Consider the following 12,946-nt stretch of genomic DNA (forward strand, 5'->3'; position numbering starts at 1 on the left):
ATCAATTAGGCGGTTGCGACGCGTTTCGCAATGTCCCCTTGCACTCCACCGTGTCGCAGATAGCTTGGCGCCTCAATCCGGAGGCATCATGAGTTACGATTTCGACCGCATCATCGACCGCGTTGGGACCCATTCGGCGAAGTGGGACAAGATGGAGGCGATCTATGGCGTGTCGCCCAAGGATGGCATCCCGATGTGGGTGGCCGACATGGATTTCGCCGCCGCCCCGCCGATCCAGAAGGCGCTTGAGGATATGCGCAGCATCGGGGTCTATGGCTACTACGGCGACGATGCCAGCTATCTGGGCGCGATCCGGTGGTGGATGTCCGAACGTCACGGCTGGGATGTCGACCCGAACGCGATCTTCACGGTGCACGGGCTGGTGAACGGCACCGCTCTGTGCGTCGACACCTTCACCGATCCGGGCGACGGCGTGATCCTGATGACCCCCGTCTATCATGCCTTCCACCGCGTGATCCGCGCGGCGGGGCGCGAGGTGATCGAATGCCCACTGGCGCGTAACGATGGGCGGTACGAGATGGATTCCGACGCCTGGGACGCGCAGATGACGGGGCGTGAGAAGATGCTTGTCCTTTGCTCCCCGCACAACCCGGGCGGTCGCGTCTGGACCCGCGCCGAACTCGAAGGCGTTGCGGCCTTCGCCAAGCGCCACGACCTGATCCTCGTGTCAGATGAGATTCACCACGACCTCGTGTTTCCCGGCACCAAGCACACGCCGATGGCGCTGATCGACGGGATCGCGGACCGGCTGGTGATGATGACGGCCACCACCAAGACCTTCAACATCGCGGGCACCCATTCGGGCAATGTCATCATCCACGACCCCGATTTGCGCAAACGGTTCGCGGCCAAGATGTCGGGCCTTGGTATTTCGCCCAACTCCTTCGGGTTGATGATGGCCGAAGCCGCCTATTCGCCCGAGGGGGCCGCGTGGGTCGATGCGCTGGTCGCCTATCTCGACGGCAACCGCCGCATCCTCGACGAGGGCCTCAATGCGATTCCGGGGCTGAAGAGTATGCCGATGGAGGCGACCTACCTTGCGTGGGTCGATTTCGAAGGCACGGGGATGGAGCCGACCGATTACCTGCGCCGTGTCGAGCAGGACGCGAAGATCGCCGTCAACCACGGCATCAGCTTCGGCAAAGGCGGCGAGCGGTATTTGCGGTTCAACTTCGCCACGCCGCGCCCTCTGGTTAAGCAGGCGGTGGCACGAATGCAGGACGCGTTCTCGGACCTGCAATAAAAAAAGGCCCCGGCGGTGTGCCGGGGCCAAGTCTCCTGCTTCGTCTTGCCTGTTATCCGGGTATGCGCAGTTTCTGTCCCACGCGAATGAGGCTGGGGTTGGCGAGCACGTCTCGGTTCGCCTCGTAAATCCGTTCGTATTGGGCCGCGTCGCGGTAAAAAACCAGCGCGATATAGGCGAGGCTGTCGCCACTCTCGACCGTATAGATCCGTTCGCCCGACACCACCTGCACCACCGGCGTGGCGGCGGTGGTGGCCCCGGCTTCGGCTGCGATGGCCTGAATCGTCGCGTCCTCCGCCGTGCCCATGGATTGCTGCACGATCGAGGCGAGCAGGGTGCGTGTATCCACCCGACCCTCGGCGGTGATGAGCGAGTCCGGCACCTGCACCGCGCCGGATGCCACGGCTTCGTGCAGGAGCGCGTCCATATACGCATCGCTTTCGCCCGCCCGCATGGATTGGGCGATGAGGGCATTCAGGTCCTGCGGGGGGCGTGCCGTCGGCGCGGCCATCCCGTTCAAGCTTGCAAGCACGGCTGCCGTCGCAGCTTCCATCCCGCTGTCGCCGGTCATCGGCGCGGCCGGTGCGGGGGTGCCGAGGCCGGCTAGCACGCTGCTGGTCAGGGCGGCCAACCCTGCGTCCGCCGTGGCGGCCGGCGCCGGTTCCGCCACCGGGTCGGGCGCGACCGAGGCGCGCACGGCATCGGTCAGCGCCGCGATGTCCACCGGCGCCGGTGCAGGCGTGGGCCGTGTCGTCGTAGCCGACATTTGCGCCACGTTCTCGATCTCGACATCTGCAAGGTCGGGGGCGACGGCGGCAAGGTCGCGGGGGTCGCGGTTGCCCTGCATCCAGAGCATGCCCGTGACGGCGATCAGGAACCCGGCGACAAGGATGAGGATGCGGAACATGGCGCCTCCTCCCTTATGCGCTGGGGGTCTGGACGGTCAGGCCGAGCAGCAGCCAAAGCTGCATACCGCCGCGATAATACTGGATTTTCTCGGTCGGATAGCCCGCGTCGACAAGGTTGCGGATCGCGCGTGGGCTCTGGTCGCACCACGGCCCGTTGCAGAACAGCGTGAGGTTTCGCGCCGAGGTGAAATCCCATCCCGCGCCCGCCTTGGCCCCGCCCAAAGCCTGAAGGATCTGGTCGCGATAGGGGTTCGACGGTTCGAGGGTCGAGAAGGGCACGTTCACTGCACCGGGGATCGTGCCCTTCGCGAACCACTCGGGCAGGCGGCTGTCGATCAACAGCCCCGTGCCCTTGGCCACCGCACTTTCGATGAAGTCGATGACTTCGAGTTCGCCCACCGTTGCCACACCCGGTGCTGCCGAAATCGGGTGAATGCAAAACGGCGGGCAGGGGCGCGATGTCTTCGTGAACTCCGTGGTGAGCTTGTGACTTGTGTCCTGAATGCGCTCGATGGTGAGGAGCTTTCCGCCCACTTCAACAGAGAAGGACGAGGTATCGGGCGTGATCCGCACCTCTTGCGCCAGGATTTCATTATTTGTGATCACAAGCGCCAGAAAGGCGCCCAAGAGCAGCCGAAGCATCGTTTGTCCCCCTGTTCCTGTCCTGCTCGACAGGTTAAATGCCGCCGGGTGGCAGCCCGGCACAGTCCTGAATGTTCAACATCTTGGGCGAATCACCCGAATCGGTCAATATTTCGTGTGATTCGCGGCGCAGGGCGGAAACGGTCGAAAAAGTGAGTCCTGCCAGTCGCTTGAAGCGGCTCGATAGCAGAAACGGCCCGAAACGCACCCGAAGAATTAGGCGGGGCGAGTCATTTTCGCCACAGATCTCAGCCGTTTTCCCGGAGAATGGCGCCCGCCAGATACAGCGAGCCGCAGATCAGAATGCGGGCGTGCGCGTCATCGGCGACGATCTCGCGGATCGCCGTGCCCACGTCAGGAGAGGTGCGCGCGTCAAGCCCTGCGCCACGTGCGAATGCGGCCGTTTCATCGGCGCTCAGGGTCGCGGCCTCGCCGGGGATCGACACCGCCCGCAGGTCTTTCGCGACATCGGCCAGAGGGCGCATGAACCCGGTGATATCCTTGGTGTTCAACATGCCGCAGATCAGGTGCAAAGGCCGGTCGGTCATTGAGGCGAGCGCCTTTGCCAGCGCCTCGCCCGCCGCCGGGTTGTGCCCGCCGTCGAGCCAGAGTTCGGCGCTTCCGGCGGCCTCGACCAATGGCCCCTCGCGCAGTCGCTGCATCCGCGCGGGCCAGGTCGCGTTGGTCATCGCAGCCTCGCTGGCCTCTTCTCCAAAGCCGAGCGCGCGCAGCCCGGCCAGCGCCGCGCCCGCGTTCATGATCTGATGCTCGCCCAACAGGGCAGGCCGGGGCAGGTCGAGCAGGCCGCTTTCATCCTGATAGATCAGCCGACCACGTTCTTCCCAGACCTGCCAATGCTGGCCATGGACGAGCAGCGGGGCACCCAGCCGCTCTGCCGTGGCCTCGATCACGTCGAGCGCCGCATCCTCCTGCGGGCCAACCACGCAGGGCACGCCACGCTTGATGATCCCCGCCTTTTCGCCCGCGATGGCGGCGAGCGTGTCGCCCAGAAACTGCGTGTGGTCGATCGAGACGGGCGTGATGACCGTCAGTTCCGGCGCGATCACGTTCGTCGCGTCCAGCCGTCCGCCAAGCCCGACCTCGAGCAGCGTGTAATCCGCCGGGGTTTCGGAAAAGGCGAGCAGCCCGGCGACCGTCGTGATCTCGAAATAGGTGATGCTCTCGCCGCCGTTCGCCGCGTAACAGCGGTCCAGCACCTCGGTCAGATGATCTTCCGAGATCAACTCACCTGCAAGGCGGATGCGTTCGTGAAACCGGGCGAGGTGGGGCGAGGTATAGGCATGGCAGGTCTTGCCCGCCCCTTCCAGCCCGGCCCGCATCATGGCCAGCGTCGAACCCTTGCCGTTGGTCCCGGCGATATGGATGACGGGGGGCAGACGCCGCTCCGGGTGATCCAGCGCGTCCAGCAGCCGCCAGACACGGTCCAGCGTCAGGTCGATCACCTTGGGGTGAAGCGACATCATCCGGTCGAGGATGACGTCCGAGCCTGCCTTGCTCACTTCTTCGGCGCCTCTTTCGGTGGCGCGGTCTTCTGCTGCGCGGGCTTGGCCGGTTCAGCCTTTGCCTGCGGTTTGGGGGCAGGTTTCGGCTCGGCCTTGGCGTCGGCCTTTTTCGGCTCCGGCGCGGGCAGATCGCCGCGCACCGCAGGCCCCTGACCCAGAAGCATCCGCAGGATGGTGATAAGCTCTTCGCGCAACTCCTTGCGATGTGTCACCCGGTCGAGCATCCCGTGGTCGAGCAGGTATTCGGCCCGCTGGAACCCTTCCGGCAGCTTCTCGCGGATCGTCTGTTCGATCACGCGGGGGCCCGCGAAACAGATCAGCGCGTTCGGCTCGGAAATCTGAACGTCGCCCAGCATCGCGTAGGACGCGGTCACACCGCCCGTGGTCGGATGGGTCAGAACGACGATATAGGGCAGCCCCGCCTCTTTCAGCATCTGCACCGCCACCGTCGTGCGCGGCATCTGCATGAGGCTCAGGATACCCTCCTGCATCCGCGCCCCCCCGGCGGCGGAGAACAGGACGAGCGGGCGCTTCAGCTTCACCGCCCGTTCGGCAGCGGCGATGATGGCGTTGCCCACGTACATCCCCATCGAGCCGCCCATGAATGAAAAGTCCTGACAGGCCGCGACGATGGGCGTGCGCCCGATCTCGCCCTCGGCGACCAGCATCGCCTCTTTCTCGCCGGTGGCCTTCTGCGCGGCCTTCATCCGGTCGGGGTATTTCTTCTGATCCTTGAACTTGAGCGGATCGTCGATCGGCGCGGGCACGCTCACCTCGGCGAAGGTGCCGCCGTCAAAGAGCTTGGCAAAGCGTTCGCGCGGGGTGATCGCCATGTGGTGATCGCAGTTGGAACAGACATTCAGATTGTCCGACAGTTCCCGGTGAAACAGCATGGTCCCGCATTCGGGGCACTTGATCCACAGGTTCTCCGGCACCTCCCGCCGCGAAAACAGCGAGTTGATCCGGGGCCGGACGTAGTTGGAAATCCAGTTCATCGCGCCTTCCTTGCCACGTTCGCGCCCTACCTATGCCGGGAGGCCCGCCTTTGCAATCTTGTCCCGGCGGTTCATCCAGAACCACCAGATCGTGAACAGAACCAGCGTGAACGCGGTCTGGCTGAGGATGGAATAGGCGGTATAGCCCGACTCCAGCTCCATCCCCACGACGAACAGCGAGAAGCCGTCGAGATTGCCGTCGATGCCGATCATGATGAGCGCCGCGTTGTTCCCGAAATGCAGCCCCGCCGCCGCGCCGAGGTTGCCGGTGCGGATCGTGATGAGACACAGGAGAATGCCGGTCGTGGTCGTGTTGATGACATAGGCGAGCGCGTTCATCGTGCCATATGTCGACGCGTCGAAGTGCAACAGACCGAAGATGAACGACGGCAGCACGGCCCAGACGAACACGCTGGCGAACCGCGCACGCAGTTGTTGCAGCAGGTAGCCGCGAAACAGCGCCTCCTCCGCGAAGGTTTGCAGAAAGATCAGAACGATGGCCGGGACAAGCCAGACCAGCCAGTCGGACAGCGGCCTGATCTGGCGCACCGTCGGTTCGACACCATCGGGCAGGAACACCCGCTCGACGAACATCACGCCGTAAAGGAAGGTCGCAAGCGCAAGCGTCACCGCGGTCCCGATCGCGAAATGGCGCAGGTTCAGCCGCCGGGTCGGCCCGAACAGCGTCGGGTAGCTTCGCTTGTGCAAAAGCGGCAGGACGATCAGCAAGCCGATATGGAACCCGATGAAGGTCGCGAAGAAGATCGACGCGCTCGCCGGATTGCCTCCGCCCAGCATCGTGGCCGGGTCGGACGAGATCAGCCGCGACCCGACCTCGAACAGCGCGAAGGTGGCCGCGAAGAACATCGCGATCAGCAGGACGAAGCCCAGCGCCGTGCGCCAGATCTGCACTTTCGGCAGGGCTGGGGACCAGAAATCCTGCATTCATCACTCCGCGTTCTCGTTTCACGAACATAGTGAACACATCACCGGTCACAAGGTCGGCTTGCATCGCACCGCCGCGCGACCTATCCCGTCGCCCAATGGTTCCGGGACGAAAAGCATGACGATGCGCGCGAAATCAGGGCTGGTCGCGGCCTTATTTCTGCTGGCGGGTTGTGGCGGCCAGACCGCCGGACCGGGGGCCGGGACACCTGTCTTTGGCGGTCAGGTCGTGATCGCCGCGCCTCGCGGCTACTGCCTCGACCCCACGCAACGGCGCGAGGGCCCTTCGGGCGCCTTCCTGCTTTTCGGCACCTGTCCGGGGATCGAAGGGGCGGGGCCGAACCCGGTCGCCCCTGCGGTTCTGACGGCAGCGGTCGCGCCCGGTGCGGGTGACCTCGGCCCGAACCAGATGGCGGCGCTTGCCGACATTCTGCGGGGACCGGAGGGAAAAGCCACGCTCTCGCGCAGCGGATCATCCGACCGCGTCTCGGTGGCGTCTTTCGAACAGACCGACGACCTTTTGGTGATCCGCGCCCGCGACGGCGACACCATCGACCTGTCCGAAGATTACTGGCGCGCGGTCTTTCCGCAGTCCGGTGCACTTGTCACGCTCACCGTGTCCGGCACCGCCGCCACTCCGCTCGACCCGGCGACCGGCAAGTCGCTCCTGCTCGCATTCACCAAGGCGGTGCGCCGGGCCTCACCGAAATCCCGCCCCGCGCCGCCCTCAGAAACGGACACGTCCACCGGCGACAAAGGCCTCCGCAGCCTCCTCAACCGTTTGCTTTAGGTCAATAATTCTGGTGTAGATGACGCCATTGTTCACGAAAGGTAAACAATAACCGATGTCCAACCGCGCCTTCGGCCCCTTCGATGCGATGCTCCATCACCTCGTCATGCGACGCTGGCGCAAGATCGCAGCGGCGGCGGATGACATGGGCCTCGACCGCCTGCGCCGCGTCCGCCTGCGCGCGTTGGAGCTTCGGCAGGTCACCGACCGGCTGCTCTACGTCTCGAACGGCCGCCTCGCGCTCCCCCTCATCGGGTCGAACGCGTTTTCCAAACCGCTCCATTCCGACTGGTCGTGGCGGCCCGAGCTGTGGCGCGGCCCGATCTTCCCGCCCGGTCAGGCCGCGGTGGAAAGCAAGACCGGCTTCGGCGACGAGGTGAAGATCTTCCACGACTGCCGGATCTCGGAACTCACCGTCCGCCAGCTCCGCAACACGCATGAGGACGACCTCGCCCCCTATGGGTTGCGCATGGACGTGTTCCAATTCGACGGCTCGTTCCTGTCGCTGGTCGTCGATCTGCCGGAAAGCGCGATGCGGGGGCTGGGGCGCAAGCACCTGATCCGCATGAACGCGGTGGTGGAAACCGAAAAGCCCTTGGAAATCTTCGCGCGCCTCAACATCCAGCACGGTCCCAACACCGAACAGATGGTGCGCGAACTGCCCCTGTCGGACCGGGAGCTTTCAGTCGACTTCGACCTCGCCTACACCAAGCTCAACGAAAAGCGGGTGGAGCGGGCCTGGGTCGACCTGATCTTCGAGGGGCCGGAAATGAATCAGGTGATGCTGCGGGACGTGAACTTCTCACGCCGCCCGCGGGCGGAGGTGTAAGATGGCCGAGATCGTGCTGACCAAGACGCGCATTCACGCGGGCGTATGGGAGGGGGTGCTGACCGGGGCCGACACGCCGCCCGACATCACCGTCACGCATAATGGACAAGGTATCGAGGGCGCGACCCTGCGCGAAGATCCCGAGGTCGAAGGCCAGTTCCGCGTCGCCGTCCCGATCCCCGCCGAACTTTTGTCGGAAGGCGTGCAGACCTTCCTGATCGCGAACAAGGCGACCGACGAACGGCTCGCAAGCTTCACGGTCGTCACCGGTCAGCCGCTGGACGAAGATTTCCGCGCCGAGATGGAGCTTCTGCGCGCCGAACTCGACATGCTCAAACGCGCCTTCCGCCGCCACTGCGTCGAGACCTCCTGAAGGATTTCGCCCGGGCTTGCGCCCGGTCGACCCGCTGGGGGAGGCCAGCCTCCCCCAGACCCCCTCCGAGGTTTTTAGAAACAGAGAAGGGGAAAGCGCCGCCCGTCCTGCTTCTCTGTTTCAAGAAACCTTCGGGGGGAGCGCGCAAAGCGCGTGGGGGGCAGACAGCCCCCCTCCACGTCGGTCATCCACGCGCTGACCGTGGGCAAGCGCACCGCCGAGCGAAGCGAGGCCCACCGCGACGGGGCGAAGCCCCGGCGCAACCCCTCGTCGGATCAGAAGCCACGCACCTCGGTCAGCGTCTGGCCGGGAGTCAGCGCCTCGGGGTCGAGCTTCAGGTCGATGACCGCGAGCCCACCCGAGGCGAGGGCGGCCTCGAAGGCGGGCGCGAAGTCTGCCTGTGTGGCCACCATCGCGCCGAAGCCCCCATAGGCGCGCGCCAGCGCTGCGAAGTCAGGGGCGGCAAGATCGGTGCCGGACACGCGCCCCGGATAGGCGCGTTCCTGATGCGCGCGGATCGTGCCGTAACGGCCGTTGTTTGCCACCAGCACCACCACCTGCGCGCCGTGTTGCACCGCTGTCGACATTTCGTTCAGCGTCATCTGGAAGTCGCCGTCCCCGGCCCAGCAGATCGACGCCCGCCCTGTCTCCAGCGCCGCCGCGATGGCCGCCGGAAATCCATAGCCCATGCTGCCCGAGGTCGCGCCGAGATAGCGGTTTCGGCGGGAGAACCGGAAATACCGGTGCAGCCAGATGTTGAAATTGCCCGCCCCGTTCGTCAGCGCCGCGCCTTCTGGGATCATGTCCTGAAGCGTCAGCACCACCTGTTCCAGCTTGACCGCGCCCGGCGTCTCGACCGGTTGCACATACGCCTCGTAATCGGCCCGGAGTCGTGCGGTCCAGTCGGCACGGTCGTTGCGCCGGGTGCCGTCCAGCCGGGCCAGAGCGGCGAGCATCGCGGGGGCCGCCGCCGGGACGCTCAGGTCCGGGCGATAGACCCGCCCGACCTCGTCCGGGTCCGGGTGCACATGGACGATGCGCGGCCCCGGCGCGCCCGGCGTGCGGGCATAGGCGTTCGACGTGATGTCGCCGAAACGCGACCCCAGCACCAACAGAAGATCGGCCTCGTCCAACGCCCGCTTCAGCCCCGGCCGCATCCCGACCGACAGGTCCCCCACGTAATTCGCATGTCCGTTGTCCATGTAGTCCTGCCGCCTGAACGACAGCGCAACGGGGATGCCCTGCGCCTCGGCGAAGGCCTCCAGATCCGCCGCTGCCCGGTCCGACCAGCCCGGCCCGCCCGCGATGACCAGCGGGCGCGCGGCCTCGTCCAGCAGCGCGGCGACGGCCCCCACGGTCTCCGGTGCGACAGCCACCGGAACCTCGGCCCGCGCGGGGATGTCTGGCACATCGGCGGTGGCCGACAGCATGTCCTCCGGCAGGGCCAGCACCACCGGCCCCGGCCGACCGGACTGCGCGACATGAAACGCACGCGAAATGTATTCCGGCAGCCGCTCGGTCTGGTTCACCTCGGCCACCCATTTGGCGAGGCCTTGGAACATCTGGACGTAGTCCACCTCCTGAAACGCATCGCGGTCGCGGTGATCCCGCGCCACCTGCCCGACGAACACGACCATCGGCGTCGAATCGTGTTTCGCCACGTGGATGCCGGACGACGCGTTCGTCGCCCCCGGCCCGCGTGTGACGAACAGCACCCCCGGCTTGCCGGTCAGTTTCCCATGCGCCTCGGCCATGATCGCGGCACCGCCTTCTTGCCGGCAGACTACGTTCTCGATCCCCGACTGATACAGCCCGTCCAGCGCGGCGAGGAAGCTTTCGCCCGGCACGGAAAACACCCGCCGCACGCCTTGTATCTTGAGCTGATCGACGAGAATCTGGCCGCCGTGACGCATGGGCACCTCTTTTTGAACCTTCCCCCGCGCCGTCTCGTTTCCTACCAAGACAGAAACGACAGGAGAGCATATGTCTGACCCGATCCTGCTTGGCATTCCCGGCGCGCTGCGTAAAGCCTCGACCAACCGGCTGCTGCTGAAGGAGGCCGCGCGCGCCTTCGGTCCCTGCGACTACGTCGAGGCCGACATCGACTTTCCCGTGTTCAATCAGGACATTCAGGATGGGCCGGGCATTCCGGACGCGGTGCTCAAACTGCACGAACAGATCGGCGCGGCGGATGCCGTCGTGATCTCGTCGCCCGAGTACAACAAGAACATCCCCGGCGTTCTGAAGAACGCGCTCGACTGGGTGAGCCGGGTCAAGGGCAACCCCTGGGCGGACAAGCCGGTCAGCCTGATCGCCGCGTCGGACGGGCGTGCGGGCGGCGAGCGGATGATGCACAACCTGATCCTGTGCATGATGCCGTTCAGGTCGAACCTTGTGTACGGCCCCGAGGTGTTCATCGGAAATTCGAGCGAGGCGTTCGGCGCGGATGGTCGGCTGAAAGACGAGGTGTCGGTCAAGTTCCTGACGCAGCTGATGGAAAAGCTGCGGGCCGAGGTGGAAAAGTGATCTCGGACGTCGTCGATCCGGCTCGCGCCAATGCTCTGGCAGTGACGCTGGGCTTGCCGGAGCGGTTCGCGGCGGGGGATGCGCTGCCGCCCTTCTTTCACCAGATCTATTTCTGGGAACCGCAGCCGGCCGAGGCGCTGGGCCGGGACGGGCATCCGAAAACCGGCGTCGGGTTGATCCCGGACATGGGCCTGCCGCGCCGGATGTGGGCCGGTGGGCGGCTTGAATTCGCAGCGCCGTTTCGCGCGGGCGTTCCGGCGGAAAAGGTGTCGTCCATCGAAACAACCACCCGCAAAGACGGTCGCACGGGTCCGCTGGCGTTCGTCACCCTGCGCCACGACATCTCGCAAGACGGCACGCTCTGCATCCGCGAGTTTCAGGATCTCGTCTACCGCGAAGACCCATCGCCCGACGCGCCCGCGCCCACGACTCGCGCCGCACCCGCCGATGCGCAGGGCGAAGAGGTTTCGGTCACGACGACGACGCTGTTTCGCTACTCGGCGCTCACCTTCAACGGCCATCGGATTCACTACGATCTGGATTATGCGCGCGAGGTCGAGATGTACCCGGGCCTCGTCACCCACGGCCCGCTCATCGCCCAGCACCTCATGCTCAAGGCGGTGCGGGAACTTGGATCGCTCGTCGGGTTTTCATTCCGAGCGGCCTCGCCGCTCGCGCATTACGAAGCCCTGACGCTTTGCAGGTCCGGTCAGGAGCTTTGGGCGCGTGCACCTGATGGTCGGGTCGTGATGGAGGCCGTGGCGGACGCCGGGTAGTTTTCGAACCCCGGCGTGCCCGCCGCATCGGGATGATTGGCGACGTAGTCGGCCTTGAGCCGTTCCGACCCGCCGCCGCTGCCGTCATGGCGCCAACCGGGGGGCATCACGGCATAGCGCAGCCGATCCCACAGGGTCAGCCCCGGTTGCCGCCAGTCGCGAAAGATCGCGACCCATTCGTGGAACGCGACCCGGAAGGGATTGAACGTCCCGATGTTGTGGACGAGGCCATAGTCCGGCCTGTCGTCCGCCTGCTCGGGCACGAAGGTGCCGAACAGCTTGTCCCAGACGATGAAGACTCCGGCGTAGTTGGCATCCAGATAGCGCGGGTTGCGGCCATGATGCACCCGGTGGTGCGAAGGCGTGTTCATCACCGCCTCGAACCAGCGCGGCATCTTGTCGATCGCCTCGGTGTGAATCCAGAACTGGTAGATCAGGTTCAGCCCGCCGACGAACAGGATCATCGCCGGATGAAAGCCAAGCAGCACCAACGGCGCGGACAGGAGCATCATGAAGGTGAACGTTCCGGTCCACGTCTGCCTGAGCGCCGTGGTCAGGTTGTAATGCTGGCTGGAATGGTGGTTCACGTGGCTGGCCCAGACCCAGCGGATGCGGTGCCCGAAACGATGCACCCAGTAATACCGCAGATCGTCCAGTACGAAGCACAGGGCGACGACCCAGACGCTCGTGCCCAGATCGAGCGGCGTGATCTCCCACAGCCACATCAGGAACCCGTAGGTGATGAAACCAAGAAGGATACCGACGACCACGTTGCCCACGCCCATCGCGAGCGAGGTCATGGCGTCGCGCGCCTCATACCGCCCGCCGCGCTTCTTCACGAAGATCCATGTGACCTCGAAGATCACGGCGGCGACGAAGAAGGGCACCGCAAGCGACACCACATCGGGATAGGTTAGGGACGACAGGTCCATCAGGCGGCCTCCTCGATCATCGGTTTCCACCTCGCCTTCTCATCTTCCGTCAGGGTGAGCGTCACGCTAGGTGCCGCGAAGTCGGGCAGGCGCAGGGTCAGCCCCGTGCCGGCCTCGCTCACCCGCGCTCGGGCGACATTGTGGGTCGCCACATCCTGCCCCATGACCCAGAGGACATAGGTGGACCCGCCGGCATGGATGAGCGCGGATTGTCCTGATTTGGCAAGGTGAATGTCCTCGGGCACGAGGCCGGGGTTGTCGGTCGCGAATTCCTCCGCCGCGATGTCATGTGTCAGGACCAGCGGCCGGTCGAAGCCATAGACCCGCATGATAAGCCAGATCGCGGCCAGCCCGACGACGACGATGGTGCCCAGAAGCCAAAGCGGCATGGTGAAATCCTCCGCCTTCAAAGGAAGCGGGAGAGCGCCGCCCTGTCAATCTTG

General features: G+C 65.3%; 14 protein-coding genes. 6 read left to right on the forward strand and 8 right to left on the reverse strand.

The features are described 5' to 3' along the window. Positions 1 to 88 precede the first annotated feature (88 nt). Positions 89 to 1,264, forward strand: coding sequence for a MalY/PatB family protein (locus HOY44_RS11710; protein WP_287434840.1), 1,176 nt, complete (start codon positions 89 to 91; stop codon positions 1,262 to 1,264). 52 nt (positions 1,265 to 1,316) lie between these two features. On the opposite strand, the gene HOY44_RS11715 is transcribed toward HOY44_RS11710, so the two are convergent. The 5 genes from HOY44_RS11715 to HOY44_RS11735 form a co-directional block, all read right to left on the reverse strand. After that, positions 1,317 to 2,171: a LysM peptidoglycan-binding domain-containing protein gene (locus tag HOY44_RS11715; RefSeq protein ID WP_287434841.1), complete on the reverse strand. Its 855-nt coding sequence runs from the start codon at positions 2,169 to 2,171 to the stop codon at positions 1,317 to 1,319. 13 nt (positions 2,172 to 2,184) lie between these two features. Further along, on the reverse strand, positions 2,185 to 2,814 hold the full coding sequence (locus tag HOY44_RS11720; protein ID WP_008331719.1) for a rhodanese-like domain-containing protein: 630 nt from the start codon (positions 2,812 to 2,814) through the stop codon (positions 2,185 to 2,187). Positions 2,815 to 3,062: 248 nt separating this feature from the next. Continuing rightward, complete coding sequence (locus HOY44_RS11725; protein WP_502710707.1) at positions 3,063 to 4,298, reverse strand: bifunctional folylpolyglutamate synthase/dihydrofolate synthase; 1,236 nt, start codon at positions 4,296 to 4,298, stop codon at positions 3,063 to 3,065. Positions 4,299 to 4,330: 32 nt separating this feature from the next. Beyond that, a complete protein-coding gene (accD, locus tag HOY44_RS11730) occupies positions 4,331 to 5,332 on the reverse strand; it encodes an acetyl-CoA carboxylase, carboxyltransferase subunit beta (RefSeq protein WP_287434843.1) in 1,002 nt (333 codons plus the stop codon). A gap of 30 nt (positions 5,333 to 5,362) precedes the next feature. Beyond that, on the reverse strand, positions 5,363 to 6,277 hold the full coding sequence (locus HOY44_RS11735; RefSeq protein WP_008331715.1) for a CPBP family intramembrane glutamic endopeptidase: 915 nt from the start codon (positions 6,275 to 6,277) through the stop codon (positions 5,363 to 5,365). Positions 6,278 to 6,395: 118 nt separating this feature from the next. On the opposite strand from HOY44_RS11735, the gene HOY44_RS11740 reads away from it, so the two are divergent. The 3 genes from HOY44_RS11740 to HOY44_RS11750 are packed head-to-tail and all read left to right on the forward strand — an operon-like array spanning position 6,396 to position 8,269. Next, a complete protein-coding gene (locus tag HOY44_RS11740) occupies positions 6,396 to 7,067 on the forward strand; it encodes a hypothetical protein (protein ID WP_287434844.1) in 672 nt (223 codons plus the stop codon). Positions 7,068 to 7,122: 55 nt separating this feature from the next. Next, positions 7,123 to 7,896: a DUF6478 family protein gene (locus HOY44_RS11745; protein WP_138424544.1), complete on the forward strand. Its 774-nt coding sequence runs from the start codon at positions 7,123 to 7,125 to the stop codon at positions 7,894 to 7,896. A gap of 1 nt (position 7,897) precedes the next feature. After that, positions 7,898 to 8,269, forward strand: a complete 372-nt coding sequence (locus HOY44_RS11750; protein ID WP_008331704.1) for a hypothetical protein — start codon at positions 7,898 to 7,900, stop codon at positions 8,267 to 8,269. A 275-nt stretch (positions 8,270 to 8,544) separates the two neighbouring features. On the opposite strand, the gene HOY44_RS11755 is transcribed toward HOY44_RS11750, so the two are convergent. Beyond that, entirely contained in the window at positions 8,545 to 10,182 is a 1,638-nt protein-coding gene (locus HOY44_RS11755; RefSeq protein ID WP_287434845.1) for a thiamine pyrophosphate-binding protein, read from the reverse strand. 70 nt (positions 10,183 to 10,252) lie between these two features. Between HOY44_RS11755 and HOY44_RS11760 the strand changes: the two genes are divergently transcribed. Further along, positions 10,253 to 10,795 carry an NADPH-dependent FMN reductase gene (locus HOY44_RS11760; RefSeq protein WP_287434846.1) on the forward strand — a complete coding sequence of 181 codons (543 nt, stop codon included), beginning with the start codon at positions 10,253 to 10,255 and terminating at the stop codon, positions 10,793 to 10,795. Next, on the forward strand, positions 10,792 to 11,571 hold the full coding sequence (locus HOY44_RS11765; protein ID WP_287434847.1) for an HTD2 family dehydratase: 780 nt from the start codon (positions 10,792 to 10,794) through the stop codon (positions 11,569 to 11,571). Before HOY44_RS11760 ends, HOY44_RS11765 begins: the two co-directional genes overlap by 4 nt. On the opposite strand, the gene HOY44_RS11770 is transcribed toward HOY44_RS11765, so the two are convergent. Beyond that, positions 11,505 to 12,503 (reverse strand): sterol desaturase family protein, encoded by a 999-nt coding sequence (locus HOY44_RS11770; protein WP_287434848.1) that lies wholly within the window; start codon positions 12,501 to 12,503, stop codon positions 11,505 to 11,507. The two genes, HOY44_RS11765 and HOY44_RS11770, sit on opposite strands and share 67 nt — an antisense overlap. Further along, positions 12,503 to 12,892: a hypothetical protein gene (locus HOY44_RS11775; RefSeq protein WP_287434849.1), complete on the reverse strand. Its 390-nt coding sequence runs from the start codon at positions 12,890 to 12,892 to the stop codon at positions 12,503 to 12,505. Before HOY44_RS11775 ends, HOY44_RS11770 begins: the two co-directional genes overlap by 1 nt. Positions 12,893 to 12,946 lie beyond the last annotated feature (54 nt).

This window comes from Maritimibacter sp., assembly GCF_016774595.1.
In the GTDB taxonomy this organism is placed as follows: domain Bacteria; phylum Pseudomonadota; class Alphaproteobacteria; order Rhodobacterales; family Rhodobacteraceae; genus Maritimibacter; species Maritimibacter alkaliphilus.